Origin of the sequence: Burkholderia sp. BCC0322 (assembly GCF_902833045.1) — a bacterium.
Classification (GTDB): domain Bacteria; phylum Pseudomonadota; class Gammaproteobacteria; order Burkholderiales; family Burkholderiaceae; genus Burkholderia.
Genome location: NZ_CADFDU010000006.1, coordinates 90,964 through 107,977, shown reverse-complemented (window position 1 = coordinate 107,977; position 17,014 = coordinate 90,964). Strand labels below are relative to the sequence as shown.

Below are 17,014 nucleotides of genomic sequence, written 5' to 3'. Positions count from 1 at the left end.
TTCTACCCGCGCGGGCGACGCTCAAAACCGGCTCTCAACTATTGATGTTTAAAACCCGATAGCCAACGCTCAAGCGTCGCCGTCGGGCGCATCGAGGCTGCGCCACATGTACCAGGTCGCGACGGTACGCCACGGTTCCCAGTTGGCCGCCACCTCGCGCGCCTCGCTGCGCGTAACGGGTTCCCCACTGAAGTAATTGACGCTGATCGCACGGATCAGGCCAGGATCGTCGAGCGGCAGGACGTCCGGCCGCGACAGGTTGAAGATCAGGAACATCTCGGCCGTCCAGCGGCTGATGCCGCGGATCTGCGTCAGTTCCGCGATCACGTCCTCGTCGTCCATCGACGTCCATTTGTCGACGTGCAGCGCACCCGACACGAAATGCTGCGCGAGATCGAGAATGTATTCCGTCTTGCGCTTCGACAGCCCGCACGCGATCAGCTTGTCCGCGCCGAGCCGGATCACCGGCTGCGGGGCGAGTTTCGGACAAGCATCCCCGATGCGCGCCCACAGCGACTGCGCCGACGGCACCGAAATCTGCTGGCCGACGACCGAGCGCGCGAGCGTGACGAACGGGTCGCCGCGCTTCACGAGATGCGCGGGGCCGAACTTCGGAATCAGTTTCTTCAGGATCCGGTCGCGCTTGACGAGGTCGGCGCATGCCTTGTCCCAGTAAGCAGGACGCACGACGACCTCCTCGCGGTCCGCTTCGGACGCACGGGCCTTGCGGGCCGCGTCGGCGGCCGGCTGCGCAGCCACCGGCTGCGCATGACCGTTGAGCGCGCCGTTCGGCACGGCGCGCGTGGCGTCCGTCTTCTCCGGCGGCACGCGCTTGGCTGCCGGACGCGCGGCGACCGGGGTCGCGCGCCTGACCGGCGCTTTTCTGGCCGTTGCCATCTTGCCTCCTACCTGACGGATCGGTCAGTGGAACGCACCGCGCTCATACGCGACGCCATTCGGTCGATCCGCCCGGTTTGTCTTCAAGTGCGATACCGGTCTCGAGCAGTTCCGCCCGGATCCGGTCCGCTTCGGCATAGTCCTTCGCTTGCTTCGCCGCGACGCGCGCGGCGATCTTCGCTTCGATCTCGTCGGCGGCAAGCCCGCCCGCCTGCGCGGCGCCCAACGCCTGCTGCAGGAACGCGCGCGGTTCGCGGCCCAGCAGGCCGAGCAGGCCCGCCAGCTGTTTCAGTTGCCGCGCGAGCGATGCGTCGCGCGTGCGATTCACCTCGCCCGCCAGCTCGAACAGCGTCGCCACCGCAACCGGCGTGTTGAAGTCGTCGTTCATCGCGGCTGCGAAACGCTGCGCGTGCGGCTCGTTCCAGTCGAGCGCGAGCGTGTCGGCTTCAACATCTTTCAGTGCTGTGTAGAGACGCGTGAGCGACGCGCGCGCATCGTCGAGATGCACGTCGCTGTAATTGAGCGGCGAACGGTAGTGCGTGCGCACGATGAAGAAGCGCATGACTTCGGCATCGTAGCGCTCGAGCACTTCGCGGATCGTGAAGAAGTTGCCGAGCGATTTCGACATCTTCTCGTTGTCGACCTGCACGAAGCCGTTGTGCATCCAGTAATTGACGAACGTCTGGCCGGTCGCGCCTTCGCTCTGCGCGATCTCGTTCTCGTGGTGCGGGAATTGCAGATCCTGCCCGCCGCCGTGGATGTCGAAATGCTCGCCGAGCAGCGTGCAGCCCATCGCCGAGCACTCGATGTGCCAGCCCGGGCGACCCATCCCGTACTTCGACGCCCACGACGCGCCTTCCGGATCTTCCGGCTTCGCGCGTTTCCACAGCACGAAATCGAGCGGATCTTCCTTTGCGTCGTTCGCGGCGACGCGCTCGCCCGCGCGCAGATCGTCGAGCGACTTGCCCGACAGCTTCCCGTAGTTCGCGAACTTGCGCACCGAGTAATTGACGTCGCCGTCGGTCGCCTGATACGCGTAGCCGTTCGTCTCGAGCGTCTCGATCATGCCGAGCATCTGCGGAATGAACTCGGTCGCGCGCGGCTCGATGTCGGGCCGCTGGATGCCGAGTGCGCTTTCATCGTCGTGCATCGCGCCGATGAACCGGTCGGTCAGCGACTTGATCGTTTCGCCGTTCTCGACCGCGCGGCGGATGATCTTGTCGTCGATGTCGGTAATGTTGCGCACATACGTGACCCGGTAACCGATCGCACGCAACCAGCGCTGGACGAGGTCGAACACGACCAGCATGCGCGCGTGGCCCACGTGACAATAGTCGTATACGGTGATTCCGCATACGTACATCCGCACTTCGCCGGACTGGCGCGGCACGAAAACTTGCTTGTCACGCGCGAGCGTGTTGTAGATGCGCAGTGATTCCATAGAGATGAACCGTGAGCCGAAGGAAACCACCCTGGCGAAGCTCGCCCAGCATGCGAAACGGACGGACCATCTGCTGCGGCACCAGGCCGAGCGTCCTCGATATCACATGGGGCGGTCAGGCTGCAAGCACAGCGGTGACGGCCACGAGAGGCAAAGAAAGACTGTCTGCCGCTCGCCGGAACGCGCAGACGTTTTGTTAGAATGGCTCGGAGTATAACATTCCGATTTACGCCTATGAAACCTCATCGCGGCCGCGCGCAGAGCGCTGCGACCCTCGTTGCGACCACCGTCATGGGCGTCGCGCTGACGCTTTTCGCGGCCCCCGCGGCGCATGCGCAGAAGGCCCCGGCCACCGCCGACGGCACGCCCGAAATCGACGCGTCGATCGCCGGCAAGCAGTGGAAGCAGGCGCTCGCGCAGCTCGACGCACGCATCGCATCGAACCCGCACGACGTGCAGGCGCAGTTCAAGCGCGGCACCGTGCTGGCACGCCTGAACCGCGATAACGACGCGATCCAGCAGTTCGTCGCGATCACGCAGGCCTACCCCGAACTGCCCGAGCCGTACAACAACCTTGCGGCGCTTTACGCGAAGCATGGCCGTTACGACGAAGCGCGCACCGCGCTCGTCACGGCGACGCAATCGAACCCGAGCTATTCGCTCGCGTACGAAAACCTTGGCGATCTCTACCTGCGCCTCGCGGCCGAGTCGTACAAGCGTGCGCAATCGCTCGGCCGCACGAGCGGCGCGACCGCGCAGCGCCTCGCCGATCTCCAGAAGATCGTGTCGCCGTCGAAGCCCGCGCCGAATGCCCGCGCGGCCGCACCGGCCACGCGCGACTACACCGATCGCGCAGCCGCGAACGTGAGCACCACCACGCTGCCGATGTCGCCGACGTTCCAGTTCAGCGGTCCGTCGGGCGCACTGGCGGCGCCGTACGTCGCGCCGTCGCAATAAGCGGCGCGGCCTTCTTTCCCTCCCAACCTGAGGATCGCAATGAAACGTCTGTTGCTGGCGCTTGGCGGCGCCGCCCTTCTCGCGACCGCGACCGCACCTGCGTTCGCGCAATCGGCTACCGCGCACCCCGTCGTGCAGCTGAAGACCTCGCAGGGCGACATCCGCGTCGAGCTCTACCCGGAGAAGGCGCCGAAGTCCGTCGCCAACTTCCTCGATTACGTGAAGGCCGGCCAGTACAACGGCACGATCTTCCATCGCGTGATCAAGGGCTTCATGATCCAGGGCGGCGGCTACAAGACCAACTTCGAGGAGAAGCCGACCCGCGCGCCGATCCCGCTGGAGAGCCGCAATGGTCTGAAGAACCTGACGGGCACGATCGCGATGGCACGCACGAGCGATCCGAACTCGGCCACCGCGCAATTCTTCATCAACACGGTCGACAACAGCGGCCTCGACTACCCGAACCCGGACGGCAACGGCTATGCGGTGTTCGGCAAGGTCGTGTCGGGTCTCGACGTCGTGAAGAAGATCGAAGGCGTCGCGACGACCTCGCGCGGCCCGATGCAGGACGTGCCCGCACAACCGATCGTGATCGAATCGGCCAGCATCGTCTCGAAGTAAGAACCTGCCGGCACGTCCGGCGACTCACGCGGCCGCGTCGCACGACCGGCCGCGTGCCATTTAAACCGCCTCACCGAAGGAATTCATCATGGTTGAACTGCATACGAACCACGGCGTGATCAAGCTCGAGCTCGACGCCGAGAAGGCACCGAAGACGGTCGAGAACTTCCTGAACTACGTGAAGAAGGGCCACTACGACGGCACCGTGTTCCATCGCGTGATCAACGGCTTCATGATCCAGGGCGGCGGCTTCGAGCCGGGCCTGAAGCAGAAGCCGACCGATGCGCCGATCGACAACGAGGCGAACAACGGCCTGAAGAACGACAACTACACGGTCGCGATGGCGCGCACGAACGATCCGCACTCGGCAACCGCCCAGTTCTTCATCAACGTGAACGACAACGACTTCCTGAACCACTCGTCGCCGACGCCGCAAGGCTGGGGCTATGCGGTGTTCGGCAAGGTCGTCGAAGGCCAGGACGTGGTCGACAAGATCAAGGGCGTCAAGACGGGCAACGCTGGTTTCCACCAGGACGTGCCGACCGACGACGTCGTGATCGAGAAGGCTGTCGTAGTCTGACGCGCAGCAAGTAACGGAGGCACTTCGATGTTGCAGGAGAGTCCGCCGCGAAGCGTCTCCGCGGGCGTGCCGGGCGAGCGCGAATACGCGCAAGCCGCACGCCCGTTCCTGTTTCTCTCCGATCTGCACCTGAGCGAAGCGATTCCGAAGACGGTCGCCGCGTTCGAGCATTTCGTGAAATACACAGCCGACAGCGCCGACTCGGTGTTCATCCTCGGCGACCTGTTCGAATACTGGATCGGCGACGACATCCTCGACGACGATCCGTTCGCGGCACGCATGGCCGCGCTGATGCACACGTTCTCGGAGCGCGGCATTGCGCTCTACGTGATGCACGGCAACCGCGATTTCCTGCTCGGGCGGCGCTTCATGAAGGCAGCCGGCGCGATGCTGCTGCCTGATCCTTCGCTGATCATGGCATTCGGCCAGCGCATCGTGCTCGCACACGGCGACGCGCAATGCACGGCCGACCGCGGCTACCAGCTGTTCCGCCGCTTCGCACGCAACCGCGTCGCGCAATGGCTGTTTCTCGCATGGCCGTTCCGCTGGCGCCGCGCGCTCGCTCAGCGCATGCGTTCGAACAGCGAAACGGGCCGGATGCGCCCCGCTTCGGCGATTTACGATGTCACGCGCGAAGGCGTGGCTGCGCTGTTCCGGAAAAGCCGCGCGAGCATAATCATTCACGGCCATACGCACCGCCCCGCGCGGCACATGGAACCGGGCGGCATCCGCTGGGTGCTGCCCGACTGGGATCTCGACCACGGCAAGCCGCGTGGCGGCTACCTGCGCGTCGACGCGGAAGGTATCCACGCGATGCCGCTCGACTGACACGACGGCTGCCATCGCAACGACCGGTAGCCGCCGGCACCGATCGAATTACATGTGGCGTTCGACCGATTTGCCTTCCAGCACGGCCGTCAGCCGGCGCAGGTCGAGACGCGCCGCGTCGGCGCCCTGCAGCGCTTCCAGATGCGCGCCGAGCCGTTCGAGCGCGGCGACGATCTCGTCGACGCGGCGGCTTTCCTTCGCCGCATGATCGATCAGCCCGTGAATCGCGAGTGACATCGGATCGTCGGCATTCGGGGTGATCCCGTATGCGCAGAATGCCGCAGGTTCGGGCTGCGGCTTCGGCTGCGCCGGCATGACGACACGCGCCGGATTGCCGACCGCCGTGCCGCCTGCCGGCACCGGCTTCACGACGACTGCGTTCGAACCGATCTTCGCACCCGCACCGACCGTGAAGCCGCCGAGCACCTTCGCGCCCGCACCGACGATCACGCCGGCCTCGAGCGTCGGGTGGCGCTTGGCGCCGCGCGTGAGCGACGTGCCGCCCAGCGTCACGCCCTGATAGATCGTGCAGTCGTCGCCGACGATCGCCGTCTCGCCGATCACGACACCCATCCCGTGATCGATGAACACGCGCCGGCCGATCGTCGCGCCGGGGTGGATCTCGATCCCCGTCAGGAACCGGCCGGCCTGCGACACGAAACGCGCGAGCCAGTAGCGCTTCACGCGCCAGCATGCGTGCGCGAAGCGATGCAGCAAGAGCGCATGCAACCCCGGATAACAGGTCAGCACTTCCCATGCACTGCGAGCGGCGGGATCCCGCTCGCGAATCGTTGCAACGTCTTCGCGCAGTCTCGTGAACATGATGTGGTCTGGGAAAAGGCCGGCGCGCATCACCGGCAATGACCGGCCGTTATCGCGCCAGGTAATTTATTTATGACGTTCGGCGATTGTAGGGCGAGTCACGAACGGCCGCACGAGCTCGCAAGTTCACCCCGCCGCTGGCGAGGGTATTCGGGCGAAACGCTTGGCTGTTGCCGAGTTTGCGGGGGTGGTCGACCGGGTGGAACGATCGGCCCCGGCGCTTGCGGCGGCCGACGTCGCACCGGCCAAACGGGGCGGTTGCCCCGCGCGCCGAGACGTCCGGCAACCCGTGCGCCGGCCGCTTACGCGTCGCCGTCGGGCTTGCCCGATTTCAGCAGGATGTGCTTCGCGACGCCGCGCAGAATGTTGACCTCCTCGCGCTCGAGACCCGTGCGCGCGAACAGGCGCCGCAGCCGCGGCATCAGCTTCTTCGGGTTGCGCGGATCGAGGAAATCGAGCGCGATCAGCGCGTTCTCGAGGTGCACGTACATCCGCTCGATCTCGTCGCTCTGCGCAAGCGTGCCGGCTTCGGCCGACGGTTGCGTCGACGGCTCGCTCGCCTGTTCGAGAAACGCGACACGCAGCTCGTACGCGAGCACCTGCACGGCCTGTGCGAGATTCAGCGAACTGTAGGCCGGGTTCGCCGGGATATGCGCCAGCGCGCTGCACTGCTCGACATGCTCGTTCGCGAGACCCGTGCGCTCGTTGCCGAATACGAGCGCGATGTCGCCCGTGCCGACCTGCGCGCACGCCTGCGCGGCAGCGGCACGCGGCGCCAGGCGCGGCGGCCCGTATTCGCGCGTGCGCGCGGTCAGCGCGATCGACCAGTGCACGCCCGACAGCGCGTCGCCGAGCGTCGGCACGACATGGGCGGACGCGAGGACGTCGTCCGCGCCGCTGGCCATCGCGATCGCCTCGGGATCGCTCTGCACGTGCGGCACGCGCGGCGCGACCAGCACGAGACGCGAGAAGCCCATCGTCTTCAGCGCGCGGGCGGCCGCCCCGACATTGCCGGGATGACTCGGCTCGACAAGCACGAAACGGGTGGACGTGAAGCCGCCGGACGGCGGCCGGGACGAGGCCGCGCCCGGCTCGGACGGCGCGGCGGTGATCTGCGGAGTTTCCACTACGATACGACTCGGTTCATCAGAATGGCAGTATGGTATCGCCATCGCCGCGGCAAACCCACTCGTCCGGACGGATAGTGGGGGTTTCCCCGTATTCCGGTCGCCTGAAACTGCCGAAAATCGGGTAAAATCATGCCTTTACGCGTCGCGCACTGCGCGGCGCGGGTCGTACCCCGTTCTTTGTCAATTCGCGTCTCACCTCGCCTGCCGCGCTTGCGCCGTGCCGGGCGGTTGTTCCACTTCGTGGCGGCCCATGCCGCCGGCTACAGGATCCAGGCTCATGCATCCCATGCTCAACATCGCTGTCAAGGCTGCGCGCCGCGCCGGACAGATCATCAATCGCGCGTCCCTCGATCTCGACCTGATCGAGATCCGCAAGAAGCAGCAGAACGACTTCGTCACCGAAGTGGACAAGGCCGCCGAAGACGCGATCATCGAGACGCTGAAAACCGCCTACCCCGACCACGCGATCCTCGCGGAGGAATCGGGCGAGTCGGAGAACGAATCCGAATTCAAGTGGATCATCGATCCGCTCGACGGCACGACCAACTTCATCCACGGCTTCCCGTACTACTGCGTATCGATCGCGCTCGAGCACAAGGGCGTCGTCACGCAGGCTGTCGTCTACGACCCGAACAAGAACGACCTGTTCACGGCCACCCGCGGCCGCGGCGCGTACCTGAACGACCGCCGCATCCGCGTCGGCCGCCGCGACCGCCTGTCGGACGCACTGGTCGGCACGGGCTTCCCGTTCCGCGAAAAGGACGGCCTCGATGCCTATGCGCGCCTGTTCACCGAAATGACGCAGGCCTGCACGGGCCTGCGCCGTCCGGGCGCGGCCGCACTCGATCTCGCGAACGTCGCGGCCGGCCGCCTCGACGCATTCTTCGAGCAGGGCATCAACGTGTGGGACATGGCAGCGGGCAGCCTGCTGATCACCGAGGCCGGCGGCCTCGTGGGCAACTACACGGGCGACGCCGATTTCCTGCATCGCCATGAAATCGTCGCCGCGAACCCGAAGATCTACGCGCAGATGATCCCGATCCTGAAAGGCTACACCCACGTGCATCCGGCGGCGGAGTAAGCTCCGGCCGCGCCTGCATGGCGCGGCTTTCGCGCATACCGCTCGCGGGCACCTTCGTGACGGCGCACCGTTCGCCTCCCGGTTGCCGGGAGGCGGGACAATCTTCCTGCACAAGGGTCGCTTCGTGCGCCTATCCTGAAGTTGCTCGAGTGGTTCGGGCCGGTCGGCGTACTGTCGCTTGCACTGCTTTCCCCGCAATGACGGCGAATGGTTTGCGTCCGGCATGCCCAAACGGCGGAGAACACCGCCGGCCTCCCGGCCCCCGACCGTATCAACACCGCCACGACGCCGTGGCAATCGCATCCGAGTCCCCATGTTACGGCTAAGCGAAATTAAACTCCCCCTCGACCACCCCGAAAGCGCGCTTGAGGCCGCGATTCGCGAGCGCCTCGCGGAGCTTGGCGTGGCCGACGACGGGCTCCTCCGTTACACCGTGTTTCGCCGTGCGCACGATGCGCGCAAACGCGCCGACATCAAGCTCACGTACATCGTCGATGTCGAAGTCACGGACGAAGCAGCCGCGATCAAGCGCCTCGCCGGCAAGCCGCATTGCGGCGTGACGCCCGACATGGCGTACCACTTCGTCACGAAGGCGCCCGAGCACGGCAATTTCCTGCGCCCGGTCGTGATCGGCATGGGGCCGTGCGGCCTGTTCGCGGGGCTGATCCTCGCGCAGATGGGTTTCCGCCCCATCATCCTCGAACGCGGCAAGGCCGTGCGCGAGCGCACCAAGGACACCTTCGGCCTGTGGCGCAAGAGCGTGCTCAACCCCGAATCCAACGTGCAGTTCGGCGAAGGCGGCGCCGGGACGTTCTCCGACGGCAAGCTGTACAGCCAGATCAAGGATCCGAACCACTACGGCCGCAAGGTGCTGGACGAATTCGTCAAGGCGGGTGCGCCGGACGATATCCTGTACCTGAGCCGGCCGCACATCGGTACGTTCCGACTCGTCAGCATGGTGGAAAAGATGCGCGCGTCCATCCACGAACTGGGTGGTGAAGTGCGTTTCGAAACGCGGGTCGACGACATCGAGATCGATCAGGGCAAGGTGCGCTCGCTGAAGCTCTCGAACGGCGAAACGCTGCGGTGCGACCACGTGGTGCTGGCCGTGGGCCACAGCGCGCGCGACACCTTCCAGATGCTGCACGATCGCGGCGTCTATATCGAAGCCAAGCCGTTCTCGCTGGGTTTTCGCATCGAGCATCCGCAGGGGCTGATCGACCGCAGCCGCTTCGGCAAGTTCGCGGGACACAAGCAGCTCGGCGCGGCCGACTACAAGGTGGTGCACCACTGCAGCAATGGCCGTGCCGTCTACAGCTTCTGCATGTGTCCGGGCGGCACGGTGGTCGCGGCGACCTCCGAGCCGGGCCGCGTGGTCACCAACGGGATGAGCCAGTACTCGCGGGCCGAGCGCAACGCCAATGCGGGCATCGTCGTCGGCATCACGCCGGACGACTATCCCGGCGGCCCGCTGGCGGGCATCGCGTTCCAGCGCAAATGGGAAGAGCGCGCGTTCGAACTCGGCGGCGGCGATTACCGCGCGCCGGGCCAGCTGGTCGGCGATTTCATCGCGGGCCGGCCGTCCACGTCGCTCGGCTCCGTGGAGCCGTCGTACAAGCCGGGCGTGAACCCGACCGATCTCAGCACAGCACTGCCGGACTACGTGATCGAAGCGATCCGCGAAGCCCTGCCCCAGATCGACAAGAAGATCGCCGGCTTCGCGATGCACGATGCGGTGCTCACCGGAGTCGAGACGCGCACTTCGTCACCGATCCGGATTCGACGCAAGGACGACTACCAGAGCATGAACGTCGAAGGCCTGTATCCGGCTGGTGAAGGTGCGGGGTATGCAGGCGGCATCTATTCGGCAGCCATCGACGGGATCGAAGTCGCGCAAGCGGTGGCGCTCAGCATGACGTCGGCGCACGCGGCCTGATGGACGAGACGAGTCGGCGCGCAAAGGTTCTCGACCTGAGCGGCGCCGACTTTCGCTTGGCCGCTCAGGAGCGCGGCCGGACAGCGGCATGAGAACGACCGCCGCCGGTCACGCAATCTCCGGCAACCTGGCCAAACGGCGAACTTCGCGCGTGCATGCCGAAGCCACTGGTAAACTCGGGCAACCAAAGCAACAACTTCACGCCTGACTTATGACCACGCTGTCGCCCGACGCCTTCGCCGGCCACACCCCAATGATGCAGCAGTACCTGCAGCTTATCTGACAAGGGTCGGCGCACAAAGCTACGCCAACACCTACGCCTCCCCTTTTGGGGGCGGGCCGTTACCGACCCTAGGCCGCCATCCAATCCTCCGCGCCCTCAACGACCGCTAACAAGCATCTTCGGCCAGCTGCCGCATCGCTTTCACACGCCGACTTCGCCGAGCAAAATTCTGCTGAAGTCAGTACGGAATACAGGAGCCTGCACCCATCGGCCGGGGTCGGGCTTTCTGCTCGGGGAACGATCCTCGATACGGTTAGCCTGGATGGCCGGGCTCACGATTACTCGCCGCGGCCCGAAACAAGGCTTGCATTGATCCACGATGCCACGTCGGTGACCGGAATGGCGTGGCGTTGGTTGAACGTCCCACTCTTATCCCATGCGACACCGCGCCCTTGAGCAAAAGCCGCACGATACTTGCGCATCATATTGTTCGGGTCGCGCGCCAGCTCATCCAGCAGATACTGCTCGCTCCACACCGAACGGCTGAACGGCCGGCCGAGGCCCGCTTGCAGCTTGTCTGCAACCTCCGCGTAAGTCACGGTGTCGCCGGCCAGATACACGATCTCGTTCCGGATACGGGGTTGGGCGAACACGATCGCGGCGGTCAGCGCACCGATATCATCGGGCGTCGTCAGCGTCACGGCGGTGTCGAGGCTGCCCAGCGCGTGGACTTCGTCGTTCTGCAGGTCGACGACACCGAATTCCGGCTCGAACAGGTAGCTCATGAACATGCCAGTCGAGATGATGACCCACTCGGTCCCGTGCTGACTGCGCAGCAACTCGCGCACGTCCAGCTGTGCGTCGAAAATGTCCTGCGGACTGCCGCGGCCGATCACGTCGAAATCGACCCCGAACTGCCACGGGAAGTACCGCGGGACGCGCGCCTGCAACGCAGCCTGCGCCAACTTCATCGGCGTGTCGATTCCGGCTGTAATGCCAGCGCAACCAATTACCGTGTCATATCGCGCAAACAAGGCGGCGAGCTCATCGATGGAGCTCTTCACGAAATCGCCTACGACGATCTCGATCCCGAGATCTCGAATCTCCGCGATATCATGCCGCTTGGCGGGTCCGCTGGACTCGACGGCGCTCGCGCGCAGTAGCACGCTGATCTTCGCGCCGGCGATGTCCTTCGCCCGGCGCGCAAGATTGCGCAGGACCGGAAGGCCGAGTTCGCCGGCACCGAGCACGAGAATGTTTTGGGAAGTCGCGTTAGGATCTGTCTGGTTCATCGTCTGGCCTGCTGAGGAATGTGTTGCGGCAGTCTAGCGAGGCATTGACGTATATGAAAGAAGGTACATGCGTGATACTGGGAGCCCGATAGTTGGATCGAGACGAACTTCTCCAATATTCGCAGACCGTGTGCGACGGCCTGCGAGACGATGATGACGGGCTACGGCGGGAGGTGCTCGCACACGCCGGGAGTCGTTGGTCGCTCGGTGTCATCCACACGCTCGGCGTGTACGGCAGGCTGCGCCATGCCGAAATCGGCAGGCGCATGCATGGGGTAACTCAGCGGATGTTGACGCGCACGTTACGACAACTCGAGCGGGACGGCCTGGTGCTCCGTCACGATTTCGATGAAGTGCCCCCTAGAGTCGAATACGAGTTATCCGACACGGGCATGGACCTGCTCGTTCGCATGGTCCCGCTGTGGACCTGGATCGTCGAGAATGCGGACCGCTTCCGAGAAGCGAGGCGGAGTTTCGACAGCCAGCACCGCGACGCGAACTCATAGCTTGCTGGTTGTTGATTTGCAAACCCTACTTCCGTGGCGGGGAGAAGGATTGGAGCCTCTCAATTGGGCCGCCGAAGCAGGACGGCACATTTCGACAGGGCTGAGTCTGATAGCTGAGCGGAACTGACGTTCGAATGTCCTCCCGATAGCGCGGTCGAGCAACCGCAATTGGCCGGTAGCCGCCGCTCGCCATCGCCGACAACTGGCCTGATGGCGAACTTTGACCGATCCCGTTCGGGCCGCTGGTAAACTCGGGCAGCCAAAGCAACTTTTCCCGGTCACATGAGCATGCAACCCACCGCAGCACCTGCACCCGTCACTCCAATGATGCAGCAGTACCTGCGCATCAAGGCCGACCATCCCGACACGCTTGTCTTCTACCGGATGGGCGACTTCTACGAGTTGTTCTTCGAAGACGCGGAGAAAGCCGCACGCCTGCTCGACCTGACCCTCACGCAACGCGGCGCGTCGGCCGGCACGCCGATCAAGATGGCCGGCGTCCCGCATCACGCGGTCGAGCAGTATCTTGCGAAGCTCGTGAAGATGGGCGAGTCGGTCGCGATCTGCGAACAGATCGGCGACCCGGCCACGTCGAAGGGCCCCGTCGAACGCAAGGTCGTGCGCGTCGTCACGCCCGGCACGCTGACCGATGCCGCGCTTCTGTCCGACAAGAACGACGTTTACCTGCTCGCGATGTGCACGGGCCACAACAAGCGCGGCGTGGCGGTGAACATCGGCCTTGCGTGGCTCAACCTCGCGAGCGGCGCGCTGCGCCTCGCCGAAATCGAACCCGACCAGCTCGCTGCCGCGCTCGAGCGCATCCGGCCGGCCGAGATCCTGACGCCGGACGGCGCGACCGACGCCTTACCCGCAGGCGCGGGCGCAAGCAAGCGCGTGCCGGCGTGGCACTTCGACACCGCGTCGGGCACGCAGCGCCTGTGCGACCAGCTCGATGTCGCAAGCCTCGACGGTTTCGGTGCGCATTCATTGACGAGCGCCTGCGGGGCCGCGGGCGCGCTGCTGCTCTACGCAGCGGCCACGCAAGGGCAGCAACTGCGGCACGTGCGCAGCCTGAAGGTCGAGAACGAAACCGAGTACATCGGTCTCGATCCGGCCACGCGCCGCAACCTCGAACTGACCGAGACGTTGCGCGGCACCGAGTCGCCGACCCTGTATTCGCTGCTCGACACCTGCTGCACGACGATGGGCAGCCGTCTGCTACGTCACTGGCTGCATCACCCGCCGCGCGCGTCGGTCGCCGCGCAGTCGCGCCAGCAGGCAATCGGTGCACTGCTCGACGCACCGGCAAACGCAAGCCTCGATGCGCTGCGCAGCGCGCTGCGCCAGATCGCCGACGTCGAACGGATCACCGGGCGTCTCGCGCTGCTCTCGGCGCGCCCGCGCGACCTGTCGAGCCTGCGCGACACGTTCGCCGCACTGCCGGCGCTGCGCGAGCGCCTCAGCGCGATCGTCGCGAATGCGGATGCGCTCACGCGTGTCGACGCGGCGCTCGCACCGCCCGCCGAATGCCTCGACCTGCTGACGAGCGCGATCGCACCCGAGCCGGCCGCGATGGTGCGCGACGGCGGCGTAATCGCGCGCGGCTACGATGCCGAGCTCGACGAGCTGCGCGACATCTCGGAGAACTGCGGGCAGTTCCTGATCGATCTCGAAGCGCGCGAACGCACGCGCACCGGCATCGCGAACCTGCGCGTCGAATACAACAAGGTGCACGGCTTCTACATCGAGGTCACGCGCGGCCAGACCGACAAGGTGCCCGACGACTACCGCCGCCGCCAGACGCTGAAGAATGCCGAGCGCTACATCACGCCCGAACTGAAAACCTTCGAGGACAAGGCGCTGTCCGCTCAGGAACGCGCGCTGGCGCGCGAGCGCGCGCTGTACGACTCGGTGCTGCAGGCGCTGTTGCCGTTCATCCCCGAGTGCCAGCGCGTCGCCTCGGCGCTCGCCGAACTCGACCTGCTCGCCGCATTCGCCGAACGCGCCCGTGCACTCGACTGGGTCGCACCGACCTTCACCGACGAGATCGGCATCGAAATCGAACAGGGCCGCCACCCTGTCGTCGAAGCGCAGGTCGAGCAGTTCATCGCGAACGACTGCCGCTTCGGCACCGAGCGCAAGCTGCTGCTGATCACCGGCCCGAACATGGGCGGTAAGTCGACGTTCATGCGGCAAACCGCACTGATCGCACTGATGGCGTACGTGGGCAGCTATGTGCCGGCCAAGTCGGCATGCTTCGGCCCGATCGACCGGATCTTCACCCGCATCGGCGCGGCGGACGATCTCGCGGGCGGCCGCTCGACGTTCATGGTCGAGATGACCGAAGCCGCTGCGATCCTCAACGACGCGACGCCGCAAAGCCTCGTACTGATGGACGAGATCGGCCGCGGCACGTCGACGTTCGACGGCCTCGCGCTCGCGTGGGCCATCGCGCGCCACCTGCTGGCACACAACGCGTGCTACACGCTGTTCGCGACGCACTACTTCGAGCTGACGCAACTGCCGGCCGAATTCCCGCAAGCAGCCAACGTCCACCTGTCGGCCGTCGAGCACGGCCACGGCATCGTGTTCCTGCACGCGGTCAACGAAGGCCCGGCCAACCAGAGCTACGGCCTGCAGGTCGCGCAACTCGCGGGCGTTCCGGCGCCCGTGATCCGCGCCGCGCGCAAGCACCTCGCGTATCTCGAACAGCAGTCGGCGTCGCAGCACACGCCGCAACTCGACCTGTTCAGCGCGCCGCCGGCGGCCACCGACGATCTCGAATGCGCGGACGCGCCGGCGCTGCCCGACACACCGCATCCGGCGCTCGAAAAACTGCGCGACATCGATCCCGACGATCTCAAGCCGCGCGAGGCGCTCGACCTGCTGTATGAATTGCGCACGCTGGTCCGGACGCACGATGTCGACGGACACGCGTAAGCGCACCCTGCGCGGCCTGCCGGCTCGCACGGCCGCCGCGCTCGTCACGGCCGTGCTCGCGCTCGCGCAAGCCACCGCTTCGGCCGCGCCGCCGAAGCGCAGCACCCCGCCCTACTCGTTCGCGGTCGTGTCGGGTGTGATCAACGCCCCTGCGGACGAACCGGCCGCCCAGCGGCTGCTCGATGCGATCGCGCGCGAGCGCAACCTCGCGTTCGTCGTCTATGCAGGCAATCTCAAGGGTCCGAAGGAAGCGTGCCGCGATGCGCTGTACTCGCAGCGCGGCGCGATCCTGGATGCGGCACGCGTGCCGCTCGTGTTCATTCCCGGCCACGACGACTGGATTACCTGCAACACCGCGGCCGGCGGCAACTACGACCCGGTCGAGCGGCTCGACTTCCTGCGGCAGACACTGCTAGCCGATTCGGCACTGCCCGACCCCGGCGCACTGCAGATCACGCGGGAAAGCGAAGTCGCACGGTTCCGGCCGTATCGGGAAAATGCCCGCTGGATGCGCGACGACATCGTCTACGTCGCGCTCAACGCGCCGGCGCCGAACAACCACTACCTGACGGCCGGCGGCCGCAACGGCGAATTCGAGGACCGCATCATCGCGAACGGTTTCTGGATCGACCACGCGGCCGAATACGCGAAGCGGCGCGAGGCACGCGCGATGGTGGTGATGTTCGAAGGCGATCCACGGTTCGAACGCTATGAACGCGCGGAACGCTTCGCATGGCTGCACTTCAACCGGCCGCGCGTGCGCGACGGCTTTCGTGAGTTGAAACGAACGCTGGTGAAGGCGGCGGCGACGTTCCGCGGCCCGATACTCGTGATTCACGCGAGCGGCGAACCGCTTGCGAACGGCTTTCTGATCGACCGTCCGCTGCGCTCAGACGACGGTGAACTGGTAGGAAACGTCACGCGCGTCGCGATCGGACCGCGCCATCCGGCGAATCAGTGGGTCAGGGTGAGCGTGTCGCCGGCACGGCAGACGATCTTCAACGTAAGCCTACAGGAGGTGCCGAAAAACCTGCCCGTGCCGCCCGCGCTGCCGCTCGTGCCGCGTGACGACGTGCCGCTGCCGCAGATGCCTGAAATCCCCGCGTTGCCGGCGCTGCCCGACTCGTCGTCGGTCGCGCCGCCGTTGCAGGGTGACAGCGCCGCACCGGGCGGCGCGTCGGGGCCGGCGCCCGGCCTGCCTGCGAGCTCAGTGCAGAGTGCGCCCTGACGGCGCTTCACCGTCTTCGTCTTCGTCCTCGTCGACGATCTCGAGCCCTTCTGCGCCATGCGCGTGCTCATGCTCGATTTCGTCTTCGGTTGCTTCGCGAACGTCCTTCACGGTCAGTGCGAAACGCAGCGCCATGCCTGCCAGCGGGTGGTTGCCGTCGAGCACGACCTTGTCTTCGGCGATATCGGTGACCGTGTAGATCAACGAATCGACCTCCTCGTCGCCGTCTTCCGGCGTGCCTTCGAACTGCATACCCACTTCGAGCGGCTCGGGAAAACGATCGCGCGGCTCGATCTTCACGAGTTCGGGATCGTAGTCGCCGAACGCGTCCTGAGGCTCGAGCTGAACCTGCGCCTCATAGCCGGGCTCGTGGCCGTCGAGCTGTTCCTCGATCTTGGGGAACGTGCCATCATAGCCGCCGTGCAGATAGACCATCGGCTCGTCGCTTTCCTCGATCAGATTGCCCTGTACGTCCGACAGCTTGTAAGTGACCGACACGACGGTGTTTTTTGCGATTTTCATCCAATTCTCC

At 65.7% G+C, this 17,014-nt stretch carries 15 protein-coding genes; 9 read left to right on the top strand and 6 right to left on the bottom strand.

The window, feature by feature from the left end:
• Positions 1–69: 69 nt before the first annotated feature.
• Positions 70–897 (bottom strand): DNA-3-methyladenine glycosylase, encoded by an 828-nt coding sequence (locus tag HWX39_RS18745; protein WP_175969466.1) that lies wholly within the window; start codon positions 895–897, stop codon positions 70–72.
• A 43-nt stretch (positions 898–940) separates the two neighbouring features.
• The gene (gene cysS / locus HWX39_RS18740; protein ID WP_175969465.1) at positions 941–2,338 is read right to left on the bottom strand and encodes a cysteine--tRNA ligase; all 1,398 of its coding nucleotides are present in this window, start codon (positions 2,336–2,338) and stop codon (positions 941–943) included.
• Positions 2,339–2,572: 234 nt separating this feature from the next.
• On the opposite strand from cysS, the gene HWX39_RS18735 reads away from it, so the two are divergent.
• The 4 genes from HWX39_RS18735 (at position 2,573) to HWX39_RS18720 (ending at position 5,324) form a co-directional block, all read left to right on the top strand.
• Positions 2,573–3,295, top strand: a complete 723-nt coding sequence (locus tag HWX39_RS18735) for a tetratricopeptide repeat protein (protein ID WP_175969464.1) — start codon at positions 2,573–2,575, stop codon at positions 3,293–3,295.
• Positions 3,296–3,334: 39 nt separating this feature from the next.
• On the top strand, positions 3,335–3,916 hold the full coding sequence (locus HWX39_RS18730) for a peptidylprolyl isomerase (protein WP_011352517.1): 582 nt from the start codon (positions 3,335–3,337) through the stop codon (positions 3,914–3,916).
• An 88-nt stretch (positions 3,917–4,004) separates the two neighbouring features.
• Positions 4,005–4,496, top strand: coding sequence for a peptidylprolyl isomerase (locus HWX39_RS18725; RefSeq protein WP_069257039.1), 492 nt, complete (start codon positions 4,005–4,007; stop codon positions 4,494–4,496).
• Positions 4,497–4,523: 27 nt separating this feature from the next.
• A complete protein-coding gene (locus HWX39_RS18720) occupies positions 4,524–5,324 on the top strand; it encodes a UDP-2,3-diacylglucosamine diphosphatase (protein WP_175969463.1) in 801 nt (266 codons plus the stop codon).
• A 48-nt stretch (positions 5,325–5,372) separates the two neighbouring features.
• Here the strand turns inward: HWX39_RS18720 and cysE are convergent, their stop codons facing one another.
• Both cysE and HWX39_RS18710 read right to left on the bottom strand, forming a co-directional pair.
• On the bottom strand, positions 5,373–6,176 hold the full coding sequence (gene cysE, locus HWX39_RS18715) for a serine O-acetyltransferase (protein WP_175969462.1): 804 nt from the start codon (positions 6,174–6,176) through the stop codon (positions 5,373–5,375).
• 272 nt (positions 6,177–6,448) lie between these two features.
• Entirely contained in the window at positions 6,449–7,273 is an 825-nt protein-coding gene (locus HWX39_RS18710) for an RNA methyltransferase (RefSeq protein ID WP_175969461.1), read from the bottom strand.
• 280 nt (positions 7,274–7,553) lie between these two features.
• Between HWX39_RS18710 and HWX39_RS18705 the strand changes: the two genes are divergently transcribed.
• Together HWX39_RS18705 and HWX39_RS18700 are read left to right on the top strand one after the other, a co-directional pair.
• The gene (locus HWX39_RS18705; protein WP_039364710.1) at positions 7,554–8,357 is read left to right on the top strand and encodes an inositol monophosphatase family protein; all 804 of its coding nucleotides are present in this window, start codon (positions 7,554–7,556) and stop codon (positions 8,355–8,357) included.
• 313 nt (positions 8,358–8,670) lie between these two features.
• A complete protein-coding gene (locus HWX39_RS18700) occupies positions 8,671–10,293 on the top strand; it encodes an NAD(P)/FAD-dependent oxidoreductase (RefSeq protein WP_175969460.1) in 1,623 nt (540 codons plus the stop codon).
• 561 nt (positions 10,294–10,854) lie between these two features.
• Here HWX39_RS18700 and HWX39_RS18695 read toward each other — a convergent pair.
• Positions 10,855–11,808 carry an aromatic alcohol reductase gene (locus HWX39_RS18695; RefSeq protein WP_175969459.1) on the bottom strand — a complete coding sequence of 318 codons (954 nt, stop codon included), beginning with the start codon at positions 11,806–11,808 and terminating at the stop codon, positions 10,855–10,857.
• Between the two features lie 92 nt (positions 11,809–11,900).
• On the opposite strand from HWX39_RS18695, the gene HWX39_RS18690 reads away from it, so the two are divergent.
• The 3 genes from HWX39_RS18690 to HWX39_RS18680 all read left to right on the top strand — a co-directional run bounded on the left by HWX39_RS18690 (position 11,901) and on the right by HWX39_RS18680 (position 16,482).
• A complete protein-coding gene (locus HWX39_RS18690; RefSeq protein WP_027807990.1) occupies positions 11,901–12,314 on the top strand; it encodes a helix-turn-helix domain-containing protein in 414 nt (137 codons plus the stop codon).
• A 282-nt stretch (positions 12,315–12,596) separates the two neighbouring features.
• Entirely contained in the window at positions 12,597–15,254 is a 2,658-nt protein-coding gene (gene mutS / locus HWX39_RS18685; RefSeq protein ID WP_175969458.1) for a DNA mismatch repair protein MutS, read from the top strand.
• Entirely contained in the window at positions 15,235–16,482 is a 1,248-nt protein-coding gene (locus tag HWX39_RS18680; RefSeq protein ID WP_175969457.1) for a hypothetical protein, read from the top strand. Before mutS ends, HWX39_RS18680 begins: the two co-directional genes overlap by 20 nt.
• On the opposite strand, the gene HWX39_RS18675 is transcribed toward HWX39_RS18680, so the two are convergent.
• Positions 16,462–17,004 (bottom strand): peptidylprolyl isomerase, encoded by a 543-nt coding sequence (locus HWX39_RS18675; RefSeq protein WP_175953461.1) that lies wholly within the window; start codon positions 17,002–17,004, stop codon positions 16,462–16,464. The genes HWX39_RS18680 and HWX39_RS18675 overlap by 21 nt on opposite strands.
• Positions 17,005–17,014: the final 10 nt, after the last annotated feature.

Coding starts and splice junctions, on each gene's coding strand:
- HWX39_RS18735 (WP_175969464.1), top strand. CDS start 2,573: ATGAAACCTCATCGCGGCCGCGCGCAGAGCGCTGCGACCCTCGTTGCG.
- HWX39_RS18720 (WP_175969463.1), top strand. CDS start 4,524: ATGTTGCAGGAGAGTCCGCCGCGAAGCGTCTCCGCGGGCGTGCCGGGC.
- HWX39_RS18745 (WP_175969466.1), bottom strand. CDS start 897: ATGGCAACGGCCAGAAAAGCGCCGGTCAGGCGCGCGACCCCGGTCGCC.
- HWX39_RS18725 (WP_069257039.1), top strand. CDS start 4,005: ATGGTTGAACTGCATACGAACCACGGCGTGATCAAGCTCGAGCTCGAC.
- HWX39_RS18730 (WP_011352517.1), top strand. CDS start 3,335: ATGAAACGTCTGTTGCTGGCGCTTGGCGGCGCCGCCCTTCTCGCGACC.
- HWX39_RS18695 (WP_175969459.1), bottom strand. CDS start 11,808: ATGAACCAGACAGATCCTAACGCGACTTCCCAAAACATTCTCGTGCTC.
- HWX39_RS18705 (WP_039364710.1), top strand. CDS start 7,554: ATGCATCCCATGCTCAACATCGCTGTCAAGGCTGCGCGCCGCGCCGGA.
- cysS (WP_175969465.1), bottom strand. CDS start 2,338: ATGGAATCACTGCGCATCTACAACACGCTCGCGCGTGACAAGCAAGTT.
- HWX39_RS18700 (WP_175969460.1), top strand. CDS start 8,671: ATGTTACGGCTAAGCGAAATTAAACTCCCCCTCGACCACCCCGAAAGC.
- HWX39_RS18680 (WP_175969457.1), top strand. CDS start 15,235: ATGTCGACGGACACGCGTAAGCGCACCCTGCGCGGCCTGCCGGCTCGC.
- mutS (WP_175969458.1), top strand. CDS start 12,597: ATGAGCATGCAACCCACCGCAGCACCTGCACCCGTCACTCCAATGATG.
- HWX39_RS18675 (WP_175953461.1), bottom strand. CDS start 17,004: ATGAAAATCGCAAAAAACACCGTCGTGTCGGTCACTTACAAGCTGTCG.
- cysE (WP_175969462.1), bottom strand. CDS start 6,176: ATGCGCGCCGGCCTTTTCCCAGACCACATCATGTTCACGAGACTGCGC.